Raw genomic sequence first — 22,820 nt, 5'->3', positions numbered from 1 at the left:
GCCCGGCCGGTGTTATTCTGGAGCCAGCAAGCTGGCGTACACGCCGAGAGTTTCCTGTTGCATCTGCTGCAGGGTGAAGCGGGTTAGTGGGGCCGGGGTTGGTGGCGGAGCATTCGTCAGCCAGCCGGACAGTATGCGAACAGCTTCTTTGGGATGGCGGGGTGGGACGCTGCCCTGCGGGAACAGGGCTGACATCTGCTCACCAACACCTCCGTGAGCATAGGCAGCGACGGGCCGGCCGAGGGACAACGCTTCAAGGGAGACCCGGCCGAAGGCTTCAGGGTCTCGGGAGAGGGATAGTACGGCGAATGAAACGGACATGATTTCGCGCAAATCTGAGCGTTGCCCCAGCCATGTAATATGGCTATCAAGCTGCCTTTCCGATATTTCTCTACGGATCTCTAGTTCGTAGCGCCGCCGGCGTGCTTCGGTCCCGCCAACGAGGATGCCATGTACGGGATGGCCCTCTCGTATGAGCCCGTCCATCACGTCTATGAAATCCAGTTGCCCTTTCCATCGAGTGATGCGCCCGGGAAGGGTGATTAATGCCTGGTTTCTGGCGTTCGCTGGAAGCGACTGAAGAAATGTATTCTTCCAATCGTCTGTAGGTGTATAACCATGGGGGAATTCCGTTGGGTCGACCCCACGATGGATTACGTGAACGCATTCCGGCGGGCAGGCCGGATAATTGTTGCGGATGTATTCCGAGATGCTGTTGGAGACTGCTATTACGCCGTCCCCTCGCGTCATGACCGAGCTGTAGCGTCCTGGGCTGTAAAATCCATGGAAGGTTGTAACAAACGCGGGGCGTTCATCAGGCCGCATCCCCTGTAATGCTCGCCAGACAATCCAGGCGGGAACGCGGGAACGAGCATGAATCAGATCAATGCGTTGCGCGCGTATGAAGTTGCGTAATGGCCGCACGAGGCGGAGGGATCGTAGCGATTTTCTGCCAACGGGCCATGTAATGTGTTCGCTTCCCTGTGATTCCAGCGATGTTACAAGTCGTCCACCCCCAGACATCACTATGGACCGATGACCAGCGGCGTGGATTGCCCGGGCGATCTCCAGGGTGCCGCGCTCGACACCTCCTGATTCAAGGGCCGGAACTACTTGCAGGATTGAACGCATCATTTGCTGTGCTGGCGTGCCCTGGGGTCAGTCATTGGTGGGGCTGGATTCTTCTCGGTGCAGGATCGCGTTGGAGCGCGTCTGTGCAGTGACCGTGTAGCCGTGGGCCCGGAGAAGGTCGATGACGTCCTGCTCCCAGGTATGCTCGTGGCACTTTTCCACGACCATGCAGCGCGGGTACAGCGAGCGGGGCGCGTCCCTGAAGAAGGGCTCGAGCGCCTGGTATTCGTATCCTTCGATGTCGATCTTCAACCCGTCGATCTGGGTGATGCCTTCGGCTCCGAGGACATCGAGGAGTGGGCTGGATTCGACCTCGGTCGCGCCCGTTTCGTGGGGATCCATCTTTATCAATGAGGCCGATCCGAGCGTTTGCGTCTGATGCAGGGCTGCACGCCCCTTGGGCCCAATGGCAAGTTTGAGGGCGCGAACTGTCTTCGCGAATGGATTGCAGTTGATGTTGAATGCCAGGCGCTCGAAGGTGGGCGGGTTGGGCTCGATTGCAAGGACCTGCCGTGCCCCGGAAGCAGCAACCTGCAGGCTGTAGTAACCCGTGTTGGCACCTATATCGACGAATGTGCCCCCCGAACATGCGCGCGCAAGATGCTCGAGTTCGGTCTGATCGTATTTTTTGGAAGACAGGAGGATCTTGGCATCGGTAACGTTGTCCCCGATGTTCAGGCGATAGCGAATCCCCCTCGCCTCGACATCTACCACGTGGTCGAACCAGCGCATCCACAACCTGCGCAACCCGCGCGAAAGTTCGCCGCGAGCGAGTCCGATGCGAACGATCCAGAGGAATGGAAGCGCCCGCTTTTCGGGCCGATGGTTGCCGAATGCGAAGGGCTTCGGGTCGGGTCTGGATGTCATGGATCGCCTTGTCCGGGGCGCCACGCATCACGGCGTGGGCGGCTTGTAAAGACTCTGAATTCTAGCAGCTCGGACGTTCAGAAGTTTTGGCTGCTGTACCCGTTGCTTTACAATCGCTAGTTCTAATACCGAATTTTTTGAGGAAAGGCATGAGCCCGGTCGCAGAGGTGGCAGAGCAGGTCGAGGCATCGCTGCGGCGGGCATCGTCGGAGGGATACCCGTACCGGCGTTGGTATCCGCAGGCGGTGTTGCCGGAGGCGGCTGCGCGAGCGGTGGAGGCGCTGCCGTTCGAGCCGCCGGCGATCGGCGATACCGAAGGCAAGCGCGAGACGCACAACAGTTCCCGGCGCTTCTTCGACGCCGAGAATCGGAAGGCCTTCGAGGTCTGCGAGAGCGTTGCGGCGGCCTTCGAGAGTCCGCAGGTGCTGGATGCGATCTTTGAGGTGTGCGGCGTGGACGTGAGCGGCAACTACTTGCGTATCGAGCACTGCCTGGATACCGAGGGTTTCTGGCTGGCACCGCATACGGACCTGGGTGTGAAGAAATTCACCATGCTGCTGTACCTGTCCACCGATCCGGGCTACGAGAACTGGGGCACGGATGTGTACGTGGACGCCGAGACGCACTACGAGACCGCCCCCGGTACGTATAACAGCGCCTTGGTATTTGTGCCGGCCGACAACACTTGGCACGGCTATCATCGGCGCCCGCTTGAAGGTGTACGCCGGTCCCTGATCATCAACTACGTCACCGAAGAGTGGCGCAATCGCCATGAACTGGCCTCGCCGGATACCCCTGTGCAGCGGGGTGTGCCCGCTTGAGCGAAAGCCGGACGCGGGCCGCTTGGCTGTGAACGAGATCTCGTGCTGGACCCTGACCACCGGCGAGGCCGGGATGACCAGTCAGGTCCGTGGCCTGGCCGAGGCCGTCGGGCTGCCCTACGAGCACAAGACGGTGGGGCTGCGACGCCCCTGGCGCTGGATGCCCGGCTCCTTTGCCCCCGGTGTGCTGCGGGGCCTGACCGCTGGCAGTGATGCTCTGGAGCCCCCCTGGCCACGCCTGCTGATCTCTTGCGGGCGGCGGAGCGCCACGGTTGCCGTCGCCCTCAAGCGCGCCAGTCGTGGCGCCATCATGACTGTGCATGTGCAGGACCCGCAGATCTCTCCGCGCCATTTCGACTGGGTGGTGCCGCCGCGTCACGATGGGTTGGCCGGCCCCAACGTGATTGCGACGCGTGGCGCCCTGCACCGGGTGACGATCGAGCGGCTGGAGTCGGCGCGCACGGATCTGGGGGCCGCATGGGCGGCGTTTCCACGGCCCTGGATCGCGGTGCTGATCGGGGGCGCGACCCAACGCGGTGACCTGGGGCAGGAGCGACTGGATGCCCTGATCCGTGACCTGCGTTCGGCCGCAGAAGCCTCCGGGGGGAGTGTGCTGGTCACGCCCTCGCGGCGGACGGGCGCGGCCAGTACGCGACGACTGGTCGAGGGGCTGGCGGATGTTCCCGGGTTTGTCTGGGACGGGCAGGGCGAGAACCCCTTTATGGAAATGCTGGCAACAGCCGACCATATCGTGGTCAGTGCCGATTCCGTGTCAATGGTCTCGGAGGCGGCGGCGACCGGTGTCCCCGTATACACGGTGGCCCTGGGGCCGCTCGGCCGTCGCCTGCAGGCCTTTCACTCTGCCCTGGAGGCGGAAGGCGTGACCCGACCGTTCACCGGGGCGCTCGATCAGTGGTCCTACGCGCCGGTCAACGACACGCCGAAGGTGGCTGCGCATATCCGCCGCGAATTGGGTCTGGAAGACTGATCGCGCGCGAGCCTCAGCCCGCGTAAGGGTCGGGCATGCCCGCGCGCTTCTTGAAGCGCTTGTGGGTCCAGAAGTACTGGCCCGGGGCGTCCATCACGGCTTCTTCGATGATGTGGTTGATGCGCAGGGTGTCGGCGTAGGCGTCCTCGGTGGGGAAGTCCTCCACCGGGGGGTGGATGGTCACGACATAGTGGCCGTCGTCCCGGCGGTAGCCGAAGAAGGGCAGGACCGGGGCGCCGCTGACCCGGGCGATGCGATGGGTGGCCGTTTGCGTGTTCGCGGGTTCGCCGAAGAACGGGACCAGTTCGGTCTGGCGCCCGCTGGTGGCCTGGTCGGGCGCGTACCACACGGGCATGTTGTTGCGCAGGGTGCGCAGCAGGCCCTTCACGTCGTCGCGGGCGATCACGCCCGCCGTGTGCCGGTCGCGGTTGACCTTGAACAGGTAATTGATCAGCGGGCGCTCGCTGGGCCGGTACATCGCGGCAAAGTCCCGGTGCAGGCCCAGCAGGCGCCCGCAGAGCTCGAGTGTGGTGAAATGGGCGCTGACCAGCAGGGCCCCTTTGCCCTGCTCCAGTGCCCTGTCCAGATGTTCCAGCCCGTGGATTGTGTAATGTCCCTTGAGTTGCGTGTCGCGTCCCCACCAGGCCATGGCCATCTCGAGGATCCCCATTCCGGCCGCCTCGAAGTGCTCGTGCAGCCACTGTTCGCGCTGCTCGGTGGACTGGTCGGGAAAGCACAGTTCGAGGTTGGTGCGGGCGATCGCACGACGCTCGCGGCCGAAGCGGTAGAACAGTCGCCCGATGCCGCGGCCGAGTGCCTGCTGCCAGCGGATGGGCAGCCGGATGACCAGCCGTGCCAGGCCGATGACCGCCCACATGGGCCAGGTGGTGGGACCGCGGGGTGGGCGTTCGGTCGCGCTCGATGGTTCGGGCCGTGCCGTCACGGATCGGAGTCTCCCTGCGAATGACCCGCGTAGTCTACACGGCGCTGCTTGCGTTGCTGACCCCCTTGTTGCTGATCCGCCACGGCTTGCGCAGCCGTCGGGCTTCGGTGCGTGTCCGGCTGGGCGAGGTCATGGGCTGGGCGCGCGCGCCGGAGCCGGCCGAGATCTGGATTCATGCGGTATCGGTCGGCGAGGTGCTGGCGGCGGAACCCCTGATTCGCCGGCTGCTGGACGCCGGGCCGCGGCGCATCCTGGTGACGACCACGACGCCGACCGGGGCCGCCATGCTGGCGGAGCGGCTCGGTGGTCAGGTCATGCATCGGTTCCTGCCACTGGACCTGCCCTGGCTGCAGCGCCGATTCCTGCGTGCCGTGCGACCGCGCGCCATCGTGGTCATGGAGACCGAGATCTGGCCGAACATGCTGGCGGAGGCGCGGCGTGCCGCGGTGCCGGTCGTGCTGGCGAACGCCCGGATGTCCGGACGTTCGGCCCGACGCTATGCCCGGATCCCGCGGCTGATCGCGCCGGCCATGAGCGGATTTGACTGGATTGCCTGTCGCAATGCGCTGGACCGGGAGCGCTTCGTCGCCCTTGGGGCCGTGCCCGATCGCGTGACGGTCAATGGCGATATCAAGTTCGACATCCACATCGAGGAGGACGATCGCCAGGAGGTCCGGTCTCTGCGTCCGGTGGTTGACGGGCGCCCGGTGGTGATTCTCGCCAGTACCCATGCCGACGAAGAGGCCCAATTGCTGCCGGGGCTGAACGCCTTGCGCGCCGAGTATCCACGCCTTCTGGTGATCGTGGCACCACGCCATCCGCAGCGGTTTCCCGAAGTGGCAGACTTGCTGGAACGTTCCGGGCAAAGCTTCGTTCGCCGTAGCGAAGGTGTGCCGGATGCCGCCACGCATTTCTGGCTGCTGGACACGCTGGGGGAGTTGAAACGTTTCTTTGGCCTGGCCGATGTCGCCTTTGTTGGGGGGTCACTGGTCGGTGTTGGCGGCCACAACCCGCTGGAGGCCGCATTGTGGAATTGTCCGGTCGTCATGGGGCCGCATGTCGACAACTTTGAACTTCTGGTGGAACGCATGGAGGCCGCGGATCTGCTATGGCGTTCAAGGAATGCCGAGGAGGCGGTCGCGCGGATGGCTGCGTGGCTGGGGGAGGATGAGTCCCGACGCGAGATTATTCGGCAGCGCGCAACCGTTTTTATTGCAGAGAATCAGGGTGCAACGGCGCGTTTACTGGAGTATCTGAACCGACATTCCTTCCCGGGATGATGACGGCGGGGTGCCGGGTTTTCATATGATCCCGGCGCGCCCGGATGCGTGTGCTTGATCGGGGGTGCGCGCGGTATCAGCTGCAACCGCTGCCGGAGCGTCGCAGCCACTGGCCGCATTGGCGGCATTGGTACCGATAGCCGCGCTTGCTAATGAGAAAGTGTCGGCGAGCGCTCAGGGGCTGGGGACCGCATCCGCATACATAGTCGTACTGGCGCATCGTGCGAGTGGTCAGCGCCGTCGCATGCGTGACACTCGGATTGGGGAAACCCAGCGCCCGCATCAGACCTTTCCATTCGGGGCCATGGGGCCGAACCCTTCGTATGCCGTGGGCGCGGTAGACCAGCGAGTGGGCCACCTCGTGCGCCACCGTTTCGGGAAAATGCTGATCCCATTCCAGGCTGAAGGCTTCCGGATTGAAGCGCAGGGTTTCCGCATTCTTTCTCAGGCGCCATTGCCCGGCTGCCCGGCCTTTCAGATCAAATCGAATGGCCGGGAGGTCTTTGTCCGGTGTGCCTTCGATCAAATGATACAGCCGTGCCACCTCGTCACATATCTGCTTTCTCTTTTGAGGAGAAAGAGTGCGAGCGGACGCTTGTATTTCCTGCGCATTCTTATAATCTTTCTGGCATCGTTCCATGGGTTCGTATTATTCTGCCGTGGCTAAGTATTAGAGAATGGTAAGGGGGCGCGAACCCCTGTCGTCCAAACCTGTCATTGAATCGATTTTCAGCATCCGGGAGTTCTGTATGAGCATGGATAACAAGAAGGCCTCCGATCTTTCAGCCGAAGAACTCTACGCCCTCGCGCGCCAGCGGGAAAAGGAAGAGGCCGAGCGCAAGGAGGCCGAGCGCCGCCAGAAGCGCGAGAAGCTGATGGAAAAGCGCAAGGAGATGCTGGCGCGCCACCGCAAGGAGCTCAACGAGCTGGAGCGCCAGATCCGCGAACTGGGCGGCCGTGTGGGCCGAGCCGCCAGCACCGGCGGTGGTCGTCGCGGGCGGCGCGCCGGAGGCGAGTCGATCAGCCAGAAGCTGTGCGAGATTGTCGCGAAAAAGCCGGAGATGGGTATCAAGGAGATCAAGGCCGAGGCCGAGAAGATCGGCCTGGATACCAAGAACATCAGCCAGACCCTGGCCTACCTGAAGCGCCAGGGCCGGCTGAGCTCGCCGCGTCGCGGGATCTACAAGGCGGCCTGACCGCCCCGCAGATCCGCCCGTTCGATGCTCACGGGCGGATCTGCAAGCCCTCCTCCGTACGTGCCAGTTCGCCATCGCCCGCAAACCAGCGGGCGATGGTCTTTCCGGCGATCTCGTGGCGCCAGCCGCTGCCCAGGCGGCCGGTTGTGCCGTCCCCCTTCAGCAACTCGATGACATCCTTGCGCTGGGCGATCGCGGCGGCGGTGATCTGGTTGCGTCGCGCGCATTCGCGCAGCAGGGCCATGCCGATGTCGGCCAGGACCTCCTCGGCCTCGGTGAGCTTCGCCTTCTCCGGGAGCTGTGGCCATTCCTCACGCGGCAGGGCCTGGCCCTCGCGGATCGCCTCCAGCAGTTCTTCCTGACGCGGCGGCTTCATGCCGTCGGGAAAGCCCCGCAGCTGGTGCAGGGCCGCGGTGTCCTGAGGGGTGCGCCGGGCGATGTCGATCAGGATATCGTCGGCCAGGATCCAGCGTCGCGGGCGATCACTCGCCTGTGCGGCGCGTTCGCGCCAGGCCGCCACGGCCTTCAGCACGCCGCGCTCGCGCGGCTTGAGCCGCTTGACGCCAGAGACGCGCTGCCAGGCACCGTCGGGATCCGGTTCGTACAGGGCGGGGTTGCTCAGCGCCTCCATCTCCGGGCGCAGCCAGTGCATGCGGTCGTGGCTCTCCAGTTCATGCAGCAGGCGCATGAACACCGTGGCCAGAAAGCGCACGTCGTCCGCGGCGTAGTGGATCTGCTGTTCGCTCAGCGGGCGGCGTGACCAGTCGGTGCGGGTCTGGCTCTTGTCGAGGTCGCGGTCGAGGATCGCCTTGACCAGGTTGGCATAGCCGATCTGCTCGCCGTAGCCGAGCATGCTGGCGGCGATCTGGGTATCGAATACCGGGGCGGGGACGCGCCCGAGCTCGCGATACAGGACCTCGAGATCCTGCGATGCCGAATGGAAGACCTTGGTCACGCCGGCATCGAACAGCAGGGGCTCGAGCAGGCCCATATCCAGCCGTAGCGGGTCGACGCAGGCGATCTGGTCGAGGGTGGCCAGCTGGATCAGGCACAGGCGCGGGTAGTAGGTCTTCTCGCGCATGAACTCGGTGTCCAGCGCGATCCAGTCGGTCCCGGCGATGGTGTCCAGAAAGCCCTGCAGGGCCTCCGGGGTCTCGATCAGGCCATGATCATGCATCGTGCGATTTCTGGCTGGCCTCGAATGCCGCCTTCTGCTCGGGGGTCGCTTCTTGCTGGTAGCGCGCCTTCCATTCGCTGTAGGGCATGCCGTAGACGATCTCGCGCGCCCCTTCGTAGTCGATCGACTCGCCGCGTTCCTCGGCGGCGGCCACGTACCATTTGGACAGGCAGTTGCGGCAGAAGCCGGCCAGGTTCATCAAGTCGATGTTCTGCACGTCCTTGCGCTCGTCCAGATGCTGCAGCAGGCGGCGGAATACGGCGGCCTCGATCTCGGTTTGCTTGTTCGTGTCCATGGCAGGGCTCCTTGTTTCGGGTTGGCGGGGCACAGTATGCGTGACCGTTCACGCTGCTTCGAGCCGGGCGCGGGTATGTGCACGAATCGCCGCCTCCCTCAGGTCAGGTGCAGGAGCCAGCGCCGGCGCACGTCGCGCAGCAGGAAAAAGATCAGCGGCCAGAGCAAGGCGCTGGTGATCACCGGGGCCCAGTACGTAATCCGGTCCGGTGGAAAACCGGTAATCCCCTGGGGCCACAGGGCCAGCAGCTTGTACAGGGCGATCAGGATCGCGACCACCATCATCTGCTGCCAGACCGGGTACACCCGCAGGCGCGGATGGATCTGCAGCACGATGTAGATGATCACCGCCAGGGCGATGGCATTCTGCCCCAGCAGTTGCCCCATCAGGGTATCCAGCAGCAAGCCGGCGACAAAGGCGGTCAGGATGCCCACGCGGGTCGGAAACGCCATGGCCCAGTAGATCAGGACCAGTGCCAGCCACTCCGGCCGCGCGGGGCGCAGGGTCTCGGGGATTGGCACGATGGCCAGGGCCAGGGCCGCCAGCAGGGTCAGCGCCACCGGCCAGGGGATGCCGATGGCGCGGGTCATGGCGTTGCCGGCGCGTTGTCGTCCGGCTCGGGTTCCGGCGTGAATGCGCCCGGCCTTGCCTCCGCATCCTCATCCAGTTCAAGGGGGGCGATGCCCGGCATGATGCCCTCGGTCCACAGCAGCAGGACCTCGCGGGAACGGTCCAGCGCCGCCAGCGGCTCGGCCTGGATGCTCAGAAAGGGCTGGCCCTGCGGGCGCTCGACGGAGGTGACCCGGGCGACTGGATAGTCGGCCGGGAAACGGCCGCCCAGCCCGGAGGTCAGCAGCAGGTCGCCGGGTTCGACGTCTTCCTGCAGCGGGACGTGGCGCATCTCGAGGCGCTGCGGGTTGCCGGTCCCGACCACCAGCCCCCGCAGGCCCGTGCGCGCGCTGAGCACCGGCAGGGCATGGCTGGGATCGGAGATCAGCAGGGCCACGGAACTGGTCAGGCGGGTGGACAGGACCTGCCCGATCACGCCGTCGGCATTGATGACCGGCTGGCCCGCGTAGACGTCGTCCGCGCGCCCCTTGTTGAGCACGATCTGCTGGCGGAAGGGGTCTAGGTCCACGGCCAGCAGCTTGGCGATCTCGACGCGTTCCTCGGCCTGCTGCGCGGTATTGAGCAGGGCCCGCAGACGGTCGTTCTCCTGCTGTAGGGCCTCGAAACGCAGCTGGCGGGCGCGCAGTTCCGCGTTCTCGCTGCGCAGGATGCGGTTCTCGGTGATCAGGTCCTCGCGGCGGGTGAACGACTCGAACACCCGGCTGACCGCACGGACCGGTGTGTCCACTGCGACTTGCAGCGGGTAGGTCACGGTGGCCAGGGTGCTGCGGACAAACTGCAGTTCATTGACGCGGTGGTCCAGCGCCATCAGCGCCAGGCCCAGCAGGATGACCGCGAGCAGGCGCAGAGTGGGCGAGACACCCAGTCTGAACAGCGGCTTGCTGATGGCGTGACCTCCGGTTGCGGATCGCGTCGACGAGGCAGGGTTGCGGCGTGTTGTACCCGCGATCCTGCCGACCAGTTGCGGTCCGGAGTGTAACCCGAGTCACCGGCCGCGGGAGAGTCAGGGCTCCCGTGGCCGGAGTGGGGGTTATTCCATTGCCAGGAAGTCGACCCGCTTTTCGTCGAGCATCTCGAGCACGCGGCCGCCGCCGCGGGCGACGCAGGTCAGCGGGTCGTCGGCGATGACCACCGGAATGCCGGTTTCCTCCATCAGCAGGCGGTCCAGCTGCTGCAGCAGGGCGGAGCCGCCGGTCAGCACGATGCCGCGCTCGGCAACGTCCGCGCCCAGTTCCGGCGGGGTCTGTTCCAGCGCGGTACGCACGGCGGAGACGATGCCGTACAGCGGGTCCTGCAGGGCCTCGAGGATCTCGTTGGAGTTCAGGGTAAACGAGCGCGGCACGCCCTCGGCCAGGTTGCGGCCCTTGACCTCGATCTCCAGCAGTTCCTTGCCCGGGTAGGCGGAGCCCACCGCGTGCTTGATGCGCTCGGCGGTGGCCTCGCCGATCAGCACGCCGTAGTTGCGGCGCACGTAGGCCATGATGGCCTCGTCGAAGGTGTCACCGCCGATGCGCACGGATTCCGAGTAGACGATGCCGTTCATCGACAGCACGGCGACCTCGGAGGTGCCACCGCCGATATCCAGCACCATCGAGCCCACCGCCTCGTCCAGCGGGATGCCGGCGCCAATGGCCGCGGCCACCGGTTCCTGCAGCAGGTAGACCTTGCGCGCCCCGGCGCCGAAGGCCGATTCGCGGATCGCGCGGCGTTCCACCTGGGTCGCGCCGCAGGGCACGCAGACCAGCACGCGCGGGCTGGGCCGGAAGATCCGGCGTTCGTGCACCTTCTTGATGAAGTACTGCAGCATCTTCTCAGTGGTGGTGAAGTCGGCGATCACGCCGTCCTTCATCGGGCGCACCGTTACCACGTGCTCCGGCGTGCGGCCGAGCATCTTCTTCGCCTCGATCCCCACGGCCTCGATGGAGCGCGGGCCGCCCGGGCCGCGGTCCTGACGAATGGCGACCACGGAGGGTTCGTTCAGGACGATGCCCTGGCCGCGCATATAGATAAGGGTGTTGGCGGTGCCGAGGTCGATGGAGATGTCGTTGGAGAACAACCCCAGGAGGCGTTTGAACATGAAGAAGAAACCTGCTTGAGTGGGCGGGCGGGAAAGCCGTCGACTCTAGCAAGCGCCCGGGGTTTGGGCAACAACGGCTTTGTGGTAAGTTTGCGCTCCGTTTTGCCCGTTGAACTGAACGCAACAGGACCCTTCCCGCCATGTCCGTCGATACCTCCGAAGTCCGGCGCATCGCCCATCTCTCCCGTCTGGCCATGAATGACGATCAGGCCCGGGATTTTGCGGGAGGGCTGAGCGATATCTTTGCCTTTGTCGAACAACTGGATGGCGCGGCCATCGAGGGTGTCGAGCCGATGGCCCACCCGCTGGATGCCGAGCAGCGTCTGCGTCCGGATGCGGTCACCGAGCCGGACCGGCGCGAGGCCTACCAGGCGATCGCCCCGGCCGTCGAGGGCGGACTGTATCTGGTCCCGCGCGTGATCGAGTGATCCCCCGCGCGTGATCCACTCCACGTTGTCACCGTTCTGTTGAATCCGTCACGCTTCTAGCCAGCAAGAGTCCCCGAAACCATGGCCCAGGAAACCCTGTCCGGCTGGGTGCGCAAGCTCCAGGCCCGCGAGATCAGTTCGCGCGAACTGACCCAGCTGTATCTGGACCGGATCGAGCGCCTCGATCCGGAACTGAACAGCTTTATCACCGTGACCGCCGAGCAGGCGCTGGCGCAGGCCGACGCCGCCGATGCGCGTCTGGCCCAGGGCGAGCAAGCGCCGTTGCTGGGGGTGCCGATCGCGCAGAAGGACATCTTCTGCACCGAGGGCGTGCGCACCTCCTGCGGCTCGCGCATGCTGGATCCGTTCGTCTCGCCCTATAACGCCACCGTGGTCGAGCGCATGAATGCCGCCGGGGCGGTGATGCTGGGCAAGACCAACATGGACGAATTCGCGATGGGTTCGTCCAACGAGACCAGTTTCTACGGGCCCGTGCGCAATCCCTGGGATACCGGGCGGGTCCCGGGTGGTTCCTCCGGGGGCTCCGCCGCCGCGGTGGGCGCGCGCCTGGTGCCGGGGGCCACCGGCACCGACACCGGCGGCTCGATCCGCCAGCCGGCCGCGTTCTGCGGCATTACCGGGCTTAAGCCGACCTACGGCCGCGTCTCGCGCTACGGGATGATCGCCTTCGCCTCCAGTCTCGACCAGGGCGGGCCGATGGCCGCGACCGCCGAGGACTGCGGCCGGATGCTGAACGCGATGGCGGGCTTCGACGAGCGCGACTCCACCAGCGTCGAACGCCCGGCTGAGGACTTCACCGCCGGTCTGAACCAGGACCTCAAGGGCCTGCGCATCGGGCTGCCGACCGAGTTCTTCGGCGAGGCGGGCCTCGACGAGCGCGTGCGCGGCGTAATCGACGCGGCCATCGAGGTGCTCAAGGGCCGCGGTGCCGAGGTGCGCGAGGTCGGCCTGCCCAACAGCCACCTGTCGGTGCCGGCCTATTACGTGGTCGCCCCGGCCGAATGCTCCTCCAACCTCGCGCGTTTCGACGGCGTGCGCTATGGCTATCGCTGCGAGAACCCCGAGGACCTGATGGACCTCTACACCCGCTCGCGCGGGGAGGGCTTCGGCGACGAGGTGAAGCGCCGCATCATGGTCGGCACCTACGTGCTGTCCGCCGGCTACTACGACGCCTACTACCTGAAGGCGCAGAAGGTCCGCCGTATCATCGCCGACGACTTCCGCCGCGCGTTTGCGGACGTGGACGTGCTGCTGGCCCCGACCACCCCGGAACTGCCGTTCGCACTCGGTGCCAAGGCCGACCCGGTCAGCATGTATCTGTCCGACATCTACACCATCGCCGCGAACCTCGCCGGGCTGCCGGCGATGTCGCTGCCGGCCGGCGAGATCGACGGCCTGCCGGTGGGGCTACAACTGATCGGCAACTACTTCGACGAGGCGCGCCTTCTGGGCGTCGCCCATCAGTATCAGCAAGAGACCGACTGGCACACGCGTGTGCCGGCGGCCTTCGCCTGAGGATCGCCGCATGGAATGGGAAACCGTCATCGGGCTGGAGATTCATGCCCAGCTCAATACCGTCTCCAAGATCTTTTCCGGGGCGCCCACCGCCTACGGCGCCGAGCCCAACCGCCAGGCCTGCCCGGTGGATCTGGGCATGCCGGGCGTGCTGCCGGTGCTGAACCAGGGCGCGGTCGAACGGGCCGTGATGCTGGGGCTGGCGATCAACGCCGAGATCACCCCGCGCTCGGTGTTCGCGCGCAAGAACTACTTTTATCCGGATCTCCCCAAGGGCTACCAGATCTCGCAGTTCGAGCTGCCGATCGTGGGCCTGGGGCACCTGGATATCGAGCTGGAAGACGGCACGACCAAGCGCATCGGGGTGACCCGCGCGCACCTCGAGGAGGACGCCGGCAAGAGCCTGCACGAGGGCTTCGAGGCGATGACCGGTATCGACCTCAACCGCGCCGGTACCCCGCTGATCGAGATCGTCTCCGAGCCGGAGCTGCGCTCCGCGAAGGAAGCCGTCGCCTACATGAAGAAGCTGCACTCGCTGGTGCGCTATCTCGATATCTGCGACGGCAACATGCAGGAAGGCAGCTTCCGCTGTGACGCGAACGTCTCGATCCGACCGAAGGGACAGACCGAGTTCGGTACCCGCGCGGAACTGAAGAATCTGAACTCCTTCCGCTTCGTCGAGCGCGCGATCAACTTCGAGGTCGAACGCCAGATCGACGTGATCGAGAGTGGCGGCACGGTGGTCCAGGAGACCCGCCTGTACGACCCGGACCGCGACGAGACGCGTTCCATGCGCAGCAAGGAAGAGGCCAACGACTACCGCTACTTCCCCGATCCGGATCTGCTGCCACTGGTCGTGGACAGCGCCTTCATCGAGACCGTGCGCGAAAAGCTCCCGGAGCTGCCGGACGCCAAGCGCGCGCGCTTCGTCGAGCAGTACGGCCTGTCGGACTACGACGCCGGCGTGCTGACCGCGACCCGCGAGATGGGCGACTTCTACGAGGCCGTGGCCGCCGGCTGCGATGCACCCAAGCTGGCCGCCAACTGGGTGATGGGCGAATTCTCCGCCGCGCTCAACCGCTCCGAGGTGGAACTGGGGGAGGCCCCGGTCAACGCCGACGGCCTGGCCGGACTGATCGCGCGCATCCAGGACGAGACCATCTCCGGCAAGATCGCCAAGGAGGTCTTCGAGGCGATGTGGAACGGCGAGGGCGACGCCGACGCGGTGATCGAGGCCAAGGGCCTCAAGCAGATCACCGACACCGGCGCGATCGACGCCATCATCGACGAGGTCATGGCCAACAACCCGCAGCAGCTCGAGCAGTACCGCGGCGGCAAGGACAAGCTGTTCGGCTTCTTCGTCGGCCAGGTGATGAAGGCCACCCAGGGCAAGGCCAACCCGGCCCAGGTCAACGAGCGCCTGAAGGCGAAGCTGGACGGTTGATGCGCGGACCGCGATCCCATGCGTGAGGCCGACACCCTGCATCGCTTCATGCTGGAGGAGGCCGGGGTGCGTGGTGAATGGGTGCACCTCGACGCCGCCTGGCAGGCCCTGCTGCAGCGCCACGAGTACCCGCCCTTGGTGCGCGATCTGCTGGGCCAGGCCTATGCGGCCGTGGCCCTGACCGCGGCCACGCTCAAGTTCAATGGCTCGTTGATCCTGCAGGTGACCGGTCCCGGCCCCGTGCACATGATCGTGGCCCAGGCCGATGGCCAGGGCCGGCTGCGCGGGCTCGCCCGCTTTCGCGAGACGCCGCCCGAGGGCGCCACACTGGCCGAGTGCGCCGGAGAGGACGCGCGGCTGATGCTGACGCTGGACCCCGGCGACGGTGGCGAGCGCTACCAGGGTGTGGTCGAGCTGGAGGGCGAGACCCTCGCGGATGCCATGAATGTCTACTTCGAGCGTTCGGAGCAGCTGCCGACCCGGCTGTGGCTGGCCAGCGGGTCGGAGTCCGCGGCCGGCATGCTGTTGCAGGCGCTCCCGGGCGAGGGCGGCGATGCGGTCACGCGGGACTCGGAGGCATGGAACCGCGCGACGATCCTGGCCGAGACCACCACCGCCGAGGAGTTGCTGGAGCTGGATGCCGGCACGCTGCTGGGCCGGCTGTTCGCCGAAGAGCGCGTGCGCCTGTTCGACGGCACGGGCGTCAGTTTTCACTGCCCGTGTTCCCGCGAGCGTATCGGCGAGACCCTGCGCAGCCTCGGCCGTGACGAGATCCGCGGCATCATCGAGGAGCAGGGCGCGGTGGATGTGACCTGCGAATTCTGCAACGCCCACTACCACTTCGACCCGGTCGATGCCGAGGCCCTCTGCGCCGCCGAGGGTACCCAGCCCCCGACCCCGGACACCCGTCAGTAGTCAGCCCTTTGCGGCCCTCCCGCCGCACCCTCTCGTTAGCCCGCCGTGACCCCCGGTCGCCGGCCGGGCGCGGGCCGAGCCCCCGAGCGCCCGTGGTCTTGCTATAGAAGCAGGACTGATCTAGCAGCGTTCGCAGACGGGGGCGCAATGTATTCCCGGCATACCGAAATCCCGACCCTGGATGTCCGCCCCGGCTGGCTGGTGGAGGCGCGTTACTTCAACCAGGTGCGGCGTGCCCTGGCCCGTCTGGGGCCGGAGGTGCGCCTGTCGCCGCCGGGGCTGAAGCATCTCGACCTGATCCTCCAGCGCGATGCGTGGATTGTGGTCGACCGGGTGCTGAACGATATGCCGGTGGTCGCCTGGACCGCCTTTCACTCCCGGGGGCGGCGCAGCCTGCATCGCCCAGTGGCCTGCGAACTGCTGCTGTTCCACGCCATGGCCAGCATGGTGATGAACCGCACCCTGTCGGCGATGGAGCCGGAGCTCGCGGCCGCACTGGCCGAGGCCGGGCCGCCGGCGGCCTCCGGCAAGGTCCTGCCGTTTAATCCGCGCTCCTGCGCCTGAATCGGGGTTGCCCCGGGTTCAGGACGGGGCGTGGCGGTGGCCACACGCGGGGCAGCCGGGGTCGCGCCGCAGGCGAATCTCCCGGAACTGCATGGCCAGTCCGTCGAGGATCAGCAGCCGGCCGCTCAGGGTCGGCAGGCCCATCAGCAGCTTCAGCGCCTCGGTGGCCTGCAGGCTGCCGACCACGCCGGGCAGACTGGCCAGCACCCCGTTTGCGGCGCAGGTGTCCTCGTCGCCGCCCCCTTCGCCGTAGAGACAGTGGTAGCAGGCCGCCTCGGGATCGCGGTAGTCGAAGGTGGTCAGCTGCCCCTCGAAACGGATCACGGCGCCGGAGACCAGTGGCGTGCCGGCTGCCAGCGCGGCCCGGTTGATGGCCCCGCGGGCGGCGAAGTTGTCCGTGCCGTCCAGGACCGCGTCGGCGTCGGCGAACAGCCGGCGCATGGCCGCGTCGTCGAGACGTTCGGCGCGCGCCTCCACCCGGCAGGCGGGGTTCATCGCGGCGATGCGGTCGGTCGCCGAGGCGACCTTGTCGCGGCCGATGTCGGCATCGGTATGCAGGATCTGGCGCTGCAGGTTGGTCACCTCGACGTGGTCCGGGTCCACAAGGGTCAGGCGGCCCACGCCGGCCGCCGCCAGATAGGCGGCGACCGGAGAGCCCAGCCCGCCCAGTCCCATGATCACCGCATGCGCCTGCTGCAGGGCCTCCTGACCCTCCACCCCCACGCCGGGGAGCATGATCTGGCGGCTGTACCGCAGGAGCTGGTCGTCATCCATGGAGCAGGTCTCCGGAGAAAGGCCGAAATTGTAACCGGCGTCACGCTCGCCGGCGGCCTCAGTTGGGTACCGTTCAGGAACGCGGAATAGGCTGAATCCTGGCAATCCTGCCACAACCACGGGTCGGTCGACGCTCCTGAGGAGCGCGCGGACGACCCGAATGGAAGGAGGGATCACTTATGAAGCGACTCACGATTCTGGTACCTGCGGCTTTGCTGGCGCTTGCCCTGGCCGCCCCCACCCATGCGGCCCATCCGGTCACCGGCCCGATGCAGGCGGCGGGTGCCGCCAGCTTCGATGCCGCCGCGCTGCAGCCTGTGCGGCATGGACATTCTCGGGGGTACAAGCACTACCGCGGCCACCCGGGTGCCCACGGCCACAAGCAGGCCAAGCGCGCGAAACACCGCGGCCGCGGCCACCACAAGCACTCGCGCAGCTACGAGCATCATCACTACCACTACTATGACAACCGCTCGAGCCGCTACCGCCACCGTTCTTCGCCCAGCGGCTCGGTCAACCTGCACCTGCGCCTGCCGCTCTGATCCGGACGCAGCCTGATGCAACGCGAGCCCCGGCCCCTGGCCGGGGCTTTTTCGTGATGGTTGCAAGCGCCAACTGATTCAGTGGTCGCCCAAGGTCAGTGCATCCCCAGCGTGGTCCGTTCCTGGCCGGCGGGGTCCCTCAAGGTCCGGATCGCCCGGTAGCCCGCCTGTTGCAGGCGGTCCCGCACGGCCGGGCCCTGATCGAAGCCGTGTTCCAGCAGCAGCCATCCGCCGCGATTCAGGTGGGGCCGGGCGGTATCGATCACCCGGTACAGGTCGGCCAGGCCATGGGCGTCCGCCGCCAGGGCCGAGCGCGGTTCGAAGCGCAGGTCGCCACGGGTCAGGTGCGGATCATCCGGGTCGATGTACGGCGGGTTGCAGGTGATGATGTCCAGCCCTGCCGTTGGCGTCAGCGCGTCCAGCCAGTCGCCCTGCCACAGCCCGACCGGCAGCCCCAGGTCGCGCGCGTTGGTCTGCGCCTGTTGCAGCGCCGCATGACTGCGGTCGCTGGCGAAGGCCCGGATGCGCGGGCGTTCGCTTTTCAGTGCCAGGATGATGGTACCGGGGCCGGTGCCGAGGTCCAGCACCCAGGGGGTGTCGGTTGCGAGCGTGTCGATGGCCAGGAGGGCCTGTTCCACCAGCAGCTCGGTTTCGGGGCGCGGGATCAGGCAGGCGGGGGAGATGCCCAGGTCCAGTGTCCAGAAGCTGCGTCGGCCGAGGATGTGGGCCATCGGTTCGCCGGCGCAGCGGCGCTGGCAGAGCGTGTCGGCGCGGGCGGCCTGTTCGGCCGTGGCGGGGTCGGTGCCGTGGGCGATCAGCTGCGCGGTGTCCAGGCCGGTGGCGGCGCCCAGCAGCATGCGGGCCTCGAGTCCGGGCGCCTCGATCCCGGCGGCCTCCAGGCGGGCACGCAGGTCCCGCAGCAGGCTGTCCAGCGTGGCCGGGGTTTCCATTACGTTTCGGAGAGGGTGGCGAGCTGCTCGGCCTGGTATTCGTGGATCAGCGGGTCGATGACCGGGTCGAGATCACCGGCCATCACCTGTTCCAGCTTGTACAGGGTCAGGTTGATGCGGTGGTCGGTCACGCGGCCCTGCGGGAAGTTGTAGGTGCGGATGCGCTCGGAGCGGTCGCCGCTGCCGACCAGCCCCTTGCGTTCGGCACTCTGCGCGGCGGCCTGGGCCTCGCGTTCGGCCTCGAACATGCGTGCGGCCAGATAGGTCATGGCCTTTGCGCGGTTCTTGTGCTGCGAGCGTTCTTCCTGGCATTCGACCACGATGCCGGTGGGCAAGTGGGTCAGGCGCACCGCGGAGTCGGTCTTGTTCACGTGCTGGCCACCGGCGCCGGAGGCGCGGAAGGTGTCCACGCGCAGGTCGGCCGGGTTGATCTCCGGCATCTCGACCTCCTCCAGTTCCGGCAGGATGGCGACCGTGGCCGCGGAGGTGTGGATGCGGCCCTGGGATTCGGTCTCGGGGACGCGCTGCACGCGATGGGCCCCGGATTCGAACTTGAGTCGCGAGTAGGCGCCCTGACCGGCCAGGCGCCCGATCACCTCGCGGTAGCCGCCATGCTCGCCTTCGCTGGCGCTGAGGATCTCCAGCTTCCAGTTCTTCTGCTCGGCGTAGCGGGTGTACATGCGCAGCAGGTCGCCGGCGAACAGCGCGGCCTCGTCACCGCCGGTGCCGGCGCGGATCTCGAGGAACACGTTGGCGTTGTCGTGCGGGTCCTTCGGGATCAGGTGGCGGTAGAGCTCGGCCTCCAGGGCCTCGGTCTGTTCGGTCAGGGCCTCGATCTCGGCCTCGGCCATCGCACGCAGTTCGGGGTCGTCCTCCGCGAGCATCGCGCGCGCCTCGTCCAGTGCGGCGTGGTTTTCGTGCCAGGCCTTCCAGGCCTCGGCGACCGGCTCCAACTGGCTGTATTCCTGGGACAGACGACGCAGCTGGTCCGGGTCCTCGGCGGCATCCGGGGTGGCCAGCAGTTGCGCGATCTCGGCGTGGCGCTCGGCCAGGCCCTCGAGCTTGGTGCGGAACGAGGCCTTCACGAATGGGTGCCGGAGTCGGGATCGTTGCCGGGGTCGTCTTCCGGGGCCGGTAGCTGGAACAGGCGGTGCGCGGCCTCCAGCAGGCGGGCGTCGCCCTCGTGGGCCGCGGTGTTCAGCGATTTGCAGGGGGCGTGCATCAGCTTGTTGGTCAGGTTGTGCGCCAGGAGCTGCATCGCCTCCTCCGGCGACTTGCCGGCGCGCAGCATCGCCTCGGCTTTCGCCAGGGCTTCCGCCTTCACGCTGTCGGCGCGCTGGCGCAGCTGGCGGATGCTGTCCACCGAGTCGCGGGCCCGCAGCCAGCGCATGAATTCGCCGGCGCGCTGGGTGATGATCTCTTCGGCCTGTTCGGCCGCGGCCTGGCGCGAGGCCATGTTCTCGTCGATGACCTCCTGCAGGTCGTCGACGGTGTAGAGGTAGACGTCCTCGAGCTGGCCCACTTCGGGCTCGATGTCGCGCGGCACGGCGATGTCCACCATGAACATCGGCTTGTGGCGCCGCTTGCGCAGGGCGCGTTCCACCGCCCCCTTGCCCAGGATGGGCAACGGCGCGGCGGTGGAGGAGATCACGATATCGGCATCGGCCAGGCGGTCCGGGAGCTGGTCGAGGCTGATGGCCTCGGCGTCGAAACGCCCGGCCACCGCGCGGGCGCGCTCGACCGTGCGGTTGGCCACGATCACGTTGCCAATGCCGCCACCGGAGAGGTGCTGCAGGGCCAGTTCGATGGTCTCGCCGGCGCCAATGACCATGGCCGTCAGGGGCTTCAGGTCACCGAAGATCTGGCGCGCCAGCGAAACGGCTGCAAAGGCCACCGAAACGGCGCTCTGGCCGATGGCAGTCTGGGTGCGTACATCCTTGGCGGTGGCGAAGGCGTGCTGGAACAGCCGTTCCAGCGAACGCCCCAGCGTGCCGGCGTCGTGGGCATGCTGGTAGGCGGTCTTCATCTGTCCCAGGATCTGCGGCTCGCCCAGGACCATGGAGTCCAGCCCGCTGGCCACGCGCAGGGTGTGGCGCACGGCGGAGCCGTCGTGGTGCAGATAGAGGTAGGGCTTCAGTTCGTCGCGGTCGATGCCGTGGTAGCCGCCGATCCAGTCGAGCACGCGCTGTTCGCTGTGGGGGTCGCCCTCGCGGAAGTAGACCTCGGTGCGGTTGCAGGTCGACAGGATCGCGGTTTCCGGCAGCAGCACGCCGGAGCGCAGCGAGTGCAGGGCCTCGCCGAGCTCGTGCTCGTTGACGGAAAGCCGCTCGCGAATGGCGACCGGTGCCGTCTTGTGATTGATCCCGAGAGTGAACAGCATGCTGGCGCGTATTGTGCCGGAAAACGCGGGCGCGTGGCCGAATTTCCCGATAGTGTACTGTGCTGTAGGCTTGCGGTGGATTGCGGCGGGGATGGAACCCCGCAGGTGCCTGCCCCGTCCCACCCGGTATGCCTGTGCTGATGCCGACTGGATACAAGATGATTCGAAGCCTGCTCGCGCTGACCGCCGTGTTCTCCCTGGCGGGCTGCGCGCACACCCAACTGGATGCCTCGGAACCGCCGGAGTCGGATCGCCCCGAGGTGCTCCCGCTGATGCAGACCGAGGATCCGGAGGCCGCGCTGATGTTCAGCGTGCTGGCCGCCGAGATCGCGGTGCGTTCCGGCGAGCATGCCGAGGCCGCGCGCTACTACGGGGCGGCGGCCCTGCTGAGTGACGATCCCGCCATTGCCGAACGCGCCACGCGCATCGCGCTGTTCGCGCGCGATCACGAGCAGGCCCAGCGGTCGGCCGACCGCTGGCTGCGGCTCGCGCCGGAGAGCATGGAGGCCAGCCAGGTCTCGACGGTGCTGCGGATCAATGCGGGGGATGCCGAACAGGCGGCCGAGCAGCTGGATTCGCTGATGAATCGGGTGGTGGTGCAGGGTGGCGACCCCAACGCCACGCTGGGCGGTGTGATCGGCCAGGCCCAGGACCAGGCCGCCGCCCTGGAGACCATGCGGCTGCTCGCCGAGCGGCGCAGCGACGATGTCGGTGTCCACCGTGTACTGGCCGAGGCCGCGCTGCGCTTCGGCGAGCCGGGCGAGGAGGTGCTGGCGGTGACCGGGCCGGCCAGCGAGCGCTTCCCGGATTCGGTGCCGCTGCAGCTGCTGCATGCGCGAGCCCAGAGCGAGGCCGGGCAGGAGGACGCCGCGATCGAGACCCTGCGCGCGACGGTGGAGGCGCATCCGGAGAGCCGCGAGGCCCGGCTGGGCTACGCGCGCGTCCTGACCGAAATGGAGGATGACGCCTTCGCCCGCGAGGAGATGGATCGCCTGGTGGAGCTGGCGCCGGAGGATACCCAGCTCCTGCTGGCGCTGGCCCTGATGAACCTGGAGGCGGAGCAGTTGGGGCCGGCCCGGGATTATCTGGAGCGCCTGGACGCACTGGGGGAGCGCGAGAACGATGTCGCCTACTACCTCGGTCGGCTGCACGAGATGGCCGACGAGCCGGACGCCGCCCTGGCCGCCTATGGCCGCGTAGAGGGGGGCGATCACGCCGATGATGCACGCCTGCGCAGTGCGCGCCTGACGCTGCGGCACGACGGCCAAGAAGCGGCGCGCGACTTGTTTGCGCCGATGCAGCAGGGCGTGGACGACGATCTGGCCCGGCGCGCCTATCTGGCGGAGGCGAACGCACTGCGCGAGATCGGCGACTATGCCGAGGCACGCGCCCGGTTGAATCGCGGGCTGGTGCAGTTCCCCGGGGATACCCGGCTGCTGTACCTGCGGGGTCTGGTCCACGAGCGCGAAGACGACATCGCGGCCGCCGAGGCCGATTTCCGCACGATCCTCGAGTCCGATCCCGAGAACGTCGCGGCCCTGAACGCGCTGGGGTACACCCTGGCGGATCGCACCGAGCGGTATGACGAGGCCTATGACCTGATCCTGCGTGCCTACGAGCAGGAGCCGGACGATGCCGCCATCATCGACAGCTACGGCTGGGTGCTGTATCGCCTGGGCCGGCTGGAGGAGGCCGAGACGCAGCTTCGCCGCGCGTACTCGCTGTCGGACGACGGCGAGATCGCCAGCAATCTGGCCGTCGTCCTCTGGGAGCGAGGTGCGCGCGACGAGGCGCGGGAGATCCTCGAGGCTGCGCTGGAGCGCGAGCCCGATCATGAACGCCTGCAGCGCGTACGCAACGACCTGATCGAATGAGTCGGGCT

The 22,820-nt window shown here is 67.0% G+C and carries 24 protein-coding genes; 11 read left to right on the top strand and 13 right to left on the bottom strand.

Annotated features, from left to right (window positions below; all coding sequences use genetic code 11):
• Positions 1-12 precede the first annotated feature (12 nt).
• On the bottom strand, positions 13-1,131 hold the full coding sequence (locus D107_RS13620; protein ID WP_081619358.1) for a glycosyltransferase family 4 protein: 1,119 nt from the start codon (positions 1,129-1,131) through the stop codon (positions 13-15).
• Positions 1,132-1,158: 27 nt separating this feature from the next.
• Positions 1,159-1,998 (bottom strand): FkbM family methyltransferase, encoded by an 840-nt coding sequence (locus D107_RS0104155; RefSeq protein ID WP_018880843.1) that lies wholly within the window; start codon positions 1,996-1,998, stop codon positions 1,159-1,161.
• A gap of 149 nt (positions 1,999-2,147) precedes the next feature.
• On the opposite strand from D107_RS0104155, the gene D107_RS0104150 reads away from it, so the two are divergent.
• Together D107_RS0104150 and D107_RS0104145 are read left to right on the top strand one after the other, a co-directional pair.
• Positions 2,148-2,819 (top strand): 2OG-Fe(II) oxygenase, encoded by a 672-nt coding sequence (locus D107_RS0104150; RefSeq protein ID WP_018880842.1) that lies wholly within the window; start codon positions 2,148-2,150, stop codon positions 2,817-2,819.
• Between the two features lie 28 nt (positions 2,820-2,847).
• On the top strand, positions 2,848-3,807 hold the full coding sequence (locus D107_RS0104145) for a mitochondrial fission ELM1 family protein (protein ID WP_018880841.1): 960 nt from the start codon (positions 2,848-2,850) through the stop codon (positions 3,805-3,807).
• Between the two features lie 13 nt (positions 3,808-3,820).
• On the opposite strand, the gene lpxL is transcribed toward D107_RS0104145, so the two are convergent.
• Positions 3,821-4,750: an LpxL/LpxP family Kdo(2)-lipid IV(A) lauroyl/palmitoleoyl acyltransferase gene (lpxL, locus tag D107_RS0104140; RefSeq protein ID WP_255349386.1), complete on the bottom strand. Its 930-nt coding sequence runs from the start codon at positions 4,748-4,750 to the stop codon at positions 3,821-3,823.
• Between the two features lie 20 nt (positions 4,751-4,770).
• On the opposite strand from lpxL, the gene D107_RS0104135 reads away from it, so the two are divergent.
• On the top strand, positions 4,771-6,030 hold the full coding sequence (locus D107_RS0104135) for a 3-deoxy-D-manno-octulosonic acid transferase (RefSeq protein WP_018880839.1): 1,260 nt from the start codon (positions 4,771-4,773) through the stop codon (positions 6,028-6,030).
• A gap of 76 nt (positions 6,031-6,106) precedes the next feature.
• Here the strand turns inward: D107_RS0104135 and D107_RS13615 are convergent, their stop codons facing one another.
• The gene (locus D107_RS13615) at positions 6,107-6,670 is read right to left on the bottom strand and encodes a SprT-like domain-containing protein (RefSeq protein WP_231373766.1); all 564 of its coding nucleotides are present in this window, start codon (positions 6,668-6,670) and stop codon (positions 6,107-6,109) included.
• Positions 6,671-6,779: 109 nt separating this feature from the next.
• Between D107_RS13615 and D107_RS0104125 the strand changes: the two genes are divergently transcribed.
• A complete protein-coding gene (locus D107_RS0104125) occupies positions 6,780-7,226 on the top strand; it encodes a hypothetical protein (protein WP_018876027.1) in 447 nt (148 codons plus the stop codon).
• Between the two features lie 28 nt (positions 7,227-7,254).
• Here the strand turns inward: D107_RS0104125 and rnd are convergent, their stop codons facing one another.
• From rnd to D107_RS0104100, 5 genes are all read right to left on the bottom strand, one after another.
• The gene (gene rnd, locus D107_RS0104120; RefSeq protein ID WP_018865865.1) at positions 7,255-8,403 is read right to left on the bottom strand and encodes a ribonuclease D; all 1,149 of its coding nucleotides are present in this window, start codon (positions 8,401-8,403) and stop codon (positions 7,255-7,257) included.
• Entirely contained in the window at positions 8,396-8,698 is a 303-nt protein-coding gene (locus D107_RS0104115) for a DUF1244 domain-containing protein (RefSeq protein WP_018865864.1), read from the bottom strand. Before D107_RS0104115 ends, rnd begins: the two co-directional genes overlap by 8 nt.
• 98 nt (positions 8,699-8,796) lie before the next feature.
• On the bottom strand, positions 8,797-9,288 hold the full coding sequence (gene mreD / locus D107_RS0104110; RefSeq protein WP_018865863.1) for a rod shape-determining protein MreD: 492 nt from the start codon (positions 9,286-9,288) through the stop codon (positions 8,797-8,799).
• Positions 9,285-10,136 (bottom strand): rod shape-determining protein MreC, encoded by an 852-nt coding sequence (gene mreC / locus D107_RS0104105; RefSeq protein ID WP_018865862.1) that lies wholly within the window; start codon positions 10,134-10,136, stop codon positions 9,285-9,287. The genes mreD and mreC overlap by 4 nt, the downstream gene beginning before the upstream one ends.
• A gap of 222 nt (positions 10,137-10,358) precedes the next feature.
• Entirely contained in the window at positions 10,359-11,405 is a 1,047-nt protein-coding gene (locus D107_RS0104100; protein WP_018865861.1) for a rod shape-determining protein, read from the bottom strand.
• Between the two features lie 140 nt (positions 11,406-11,545).
• Between D107_RS0104100 and gatC the strand changes: the two genes are divergently transcribed.
• The 5 genes from gatC to D107_RS0104075 all read left to right on the top strand — a co-directional run bounded on the left by gatC (position 11,546) and on the right by D107_RS0104075 (position 16,292).
• Positions 11,546-11,833: an Asp-tRNA(Asn)/Glu-tRNA(Gln) amidotransferase subunit GatC gene (gatC, locus tag D107_RS0104095; RefSeq protein WP_018865860.1), complete on the top strand. Its 288-nt coding sequence runs from the start codon at positions 11,546-11,548 to the stop codon at positions 11,831-11,833.
• Positions 11,834-11,914: 81 nt separating this feature from the next.
• Positions 11,915-13,369 carry an Asp-tRNA(Asn)/Glu-tRNA(Gln) amidotransferase subunit GatA gene (gene gatA / locus D107_RS0104090; RefSeq protein WP_018865859.1) on the top strand — a complete coding sequence of 485 codons (1,455 nt, stop codon included), beginning with the start codon at positions 11,915-11,917 and terminating at the stop codon, positions 13,367-13,369.
• Positions 13,370-13,379: 10 nt separating this feature from the next.
• On the top strand, positions 13,380-14,813 hold the full coding sequence (gatB, locus tag D107_RS0104085) for an Asp-tRNA(Asn)/Glu-tRNA(Gln) amidotransferase subunit GatB (RefSeq protein ID WP_018876030.1): 1,434 nt from the start codon (positions 13,380-13,382) through the stop codon (positions 14,811-14,813).
• A gap of 18 nt (positions 14,814-14,831) precedes the next feature.
• On the top strand, positions 14,832-15,728 hold the full coding sequence (gene hslO, locus D107_RS0104080; protein ID WP_018877270.1) for an Hsp33 family molecular chaperone HslO: 897 nt from the start codon (positions 14,832-14,834) through the stop codon (positions 15,726-15,728).
• A 147-nt stretch (positions 15,729-15,875) separates the two neighbouring features.
• A complete protein-coding gene (locus D107_RS0104075; protein WP_018865856.1) occupies positions 15,876-16,292 on the top strand; it encodes a hypothetical protein in 417 nt (138 codons plus the stop codon).
• 18 nt (positions 16,293-16,310) lie between these two features.
• On the opposite strand, the gene D107_RS0104070 is transcribed toward D107_RS0104075, so the two are convergent.
• On the bottom strand, positions 16,311-17,066 hold the full coding sequence (locus D107_RS0104070) for a molybdopterin-synthase adenylyltransferase MoeB (protein WP_018865855.1): 756 nt from the start codon (positions 17,064-17,066) through the stop codon (positions 16,311-16,313).
• A 179-nt stretch (positions 17,067-17,245) separates the two neighbouring features.
• Here D107_RS0104070 and D107_RS0104065 point away from each other — a divergent pair, with 179 nt between their 5' ends.
• Entirely contained in the window at positions 17,246-17,608 is a 363-nt protein-coding gene (locus tag D107_RS0104065; protein ID WP_018865854.1) for a hypothetical protein, read from the top strand.
• A gap of 95 nt (positions 17,609-17,703) precedes the next feature.
• Here the strand turns inward: D107_RS0104065 and prmC are convergent, their stop codons facing one another.
• From prmC to hemA, 3 genes are read right to left on the bottom strand one after another with little or no spacing between them, the layout of a single operon-like run.
• The gene (gene prmC / locus D107_RS0104060; RefSeq protein ID WP_018880837.1) at positions 17,704-18,558 is read right to left on the bottom strand and encodes a peptide chain release factor N(5)-glutamine methyltransferase; all 855 of its coding nucleotides are present in this window, start codon (positions 18,556-18,558) and stop codon (positions 17,704-17,706) included.
• A complete protein-coding gene (gene prfA, locus D107_RS0104055) occupies positions 18,558-19,643 on the bottom strand; it encodes a peptide chain release factor 1 (RefSeq protein ID WP_018876034.1) in 1,086 nt (361 codons plus the stop codon). Before prfA ends, prmC begins: the two co-directional genes overlap by 1 nt.
• The gene (gene hemA, locus D107_RS0104050) at positions 19,640-20,938 is read right to left on the bottom strand and encodes a glutamyl-tRNA reductase (RefSeq protein ID WP_018876035.1); all 1,299 of its coding nucleotides are present in this window, start codon (positions 20,936-20,938) and stop codon (positions 19,640-19,642) included. The genes prfA and hemA overlap by 4 nt, the downstream gene beginning before the upstream one ends.
• A gap of 158 nt (positions 20,939-21,096) precedes the next feature.
• On the opposite strand from hemA, the gene D107_RS0104045 reads away from it, so the two are divergent.
• Positions 21,097-22,812, top strand: coding sequence for a tetratricopeptide repeat protein (locus tag D107_RS0104045; protein ID WP_369772230.1), 1,716 nt, complete (start codon positions 21,097-21,099; stop codon positions 22,810-22,812).
• Positions 22,813-22,820: the final 8 nt, after the last annotated feature.

The organism is Thioalkalivibrio sp. ALE30, from assembly GCF_000377465.1.
Classification (GTDB): Bacteria; Pseudomonadota; Gammaproteobacteria; order Ectothiorhodospirales; family Ectothiorhodospiraceae; genus Thioalkalivibrio.
This window is presented reverse-complemented; position numbering and strand designations above follow the sequence as displayed.

What these genes read in the sequence shown, in the direction of transcription:
- D107_RS0104150 (WP_018880842.1), top strand. Translation starts at nt 2,148, where the DNA reads ATGAGCCCGGTCGCAGAGGTGGCAGAGCAGGTCGAGGCATCGCTGCGG.
- D107_RS13615 (WP_231373766.1), bottom strand. Translation starts at nt 6,670, where the DNA reads ATGGAACGATGCCAGAAAGATTATAAGAATGCGCAGGAAATACAAGCG.
- D107_RS0104070 (WP_018865855.1), bottom strand. Translation starts at nt 17,066, where the DNA reads ATGGATGACGACCAGCTCCTGCGGTACAGCCGCCAGATCATGCTCCCC.
- D107_RS0104100 (WP_018865861.1), bottom strand. Translation starts at nt 11,405, where the DNA reads ATGTTCAAACGCCTCCTGGGGTTGTTCTCCAACGACATCTCCATCGAC.
- D107_RS0104155 (WP_018880843.1), bottom strand. Translation starts at nt 1,998, where the DNA reads ATGACATCCAGACCCGACCCGAAGCCCTTCGCATTCGGCAACCATCGG.
- D107_RS13620 (WP_081619358.1), bottom strand. Translation starts at nt 1,131, where the DNA reads ATGCGTTCAATCCTGCAAGTAGTTCCGGCCCTTGAATCAGGAGGTGTC.
- D107_RS0104075 (WP_018865856.1), top strand. Translation starts at nt 15,876, where the DNA reads ATGTATTCCCGGCATACCGAAATCCCGACCCTGGATGTCCGCCCCGGC.
- gatC (WP_018865860.1), top strand. Translation starts at nt 11,546, where the DNA reads ATGTCCGTCGATACCTCCGAAGTCCGGCGCATCGCCCATCTCTCCCGT.
- D107_RS0104115 (WP_018865864.1), bottom strand. Translation starts at nt 8,698, where the DNA reads ATGGACACGAACAAGCAAACCGAGATCGAGGCCGCCGTATTCCGCCGC.
- mreD (WP_018865863.1), bottom strand. Translation starts at nt 9,288, where the DNA reads ATGACCCGCGCCATCGGCATCCCCTGGCCGGTGGCGCTGACCCTGCTG.
- hemA (WP_018876035.1), bottom strand. Translation starts at nt 20,938, where the DNA reads ATGCTGTTCACTCTCGGGATCAATCACAAGACGGCACCGGTCGCCATT.
- hslO (WP_018877270.1), top strand. Translation starts at nt 14,832, where the DNA reads ATGCGTGAGGCCGACACCCTGCATCGCTTCATGCTGGAGGAGGCCGGG.
- gatB (WP_018876030.1), top strand. Translation starts at nt 13,380, where the DNA reads ATGGAATGGGAAACCGTCATCGGGCTGGAGATTCATGCCCAGCTCAAT.
- rnd (WP_018865865.1), bottom strand. Translation starts at nt 8,403, where the DNA reads ATGCATGATCATGGCCTGATCGAGACCCCGGAGGCCCTGCAGGGCTTT.
- D107_RS0104065 (WP_018865854.1), top strand. Translation starts at nt 17,246, where the DNA reads ATGAAGCGACTCACGATTCTGGTACCTGCGGCTTTGCTGGCGCTTGCC.
- prmC (WP_018880837.1), bottom strand. Translation starts at nt 18,558, where the DNA reads ATGGAAACCCCGGCCACGCTGGACAGCCTGCTGCGGGACCTGCGTGCC.
- D107_RS0104125 (WP_018876027.1), top strand. Translation starts at nt 6,780, where the DNA reads ATGAGCATGGATAACAAGAAGGCCTCCGATCTTTCAGCCGAAGAACTC.
- gatA (WP_018865859.1), top strand. Translation starts at nt 11,915, where the DNA reads ATGGCCCAGGAAACCCTGTCCGGCTGGGTGCGCAAGCTCCAGGCCCGC.
- D107_RS0104135 (WP_018880839.1), top strand. Translation starts at nt 4,771, where the DNA reads ATGACCCGCGTAGTCTACACGGCGCTGCTTGCGTTGCTGACCCCCTTG.
- mreC (WP_018865862.1), bottom strand. Translation starts at nt 10,136, where the DNA reads ATGGCGCTGGACCACCGCGTCAATGAACTGCAGTTTGTCCGCAGCACC.
- D107_RS0104045 (WP_369772230.1), top strand. Translation starts at nt 21,097, where the DNA reads ATGATTCGAAGCCTGCTCGCGCTGACCGCCGTGTTCTCCCTGGCGGGC.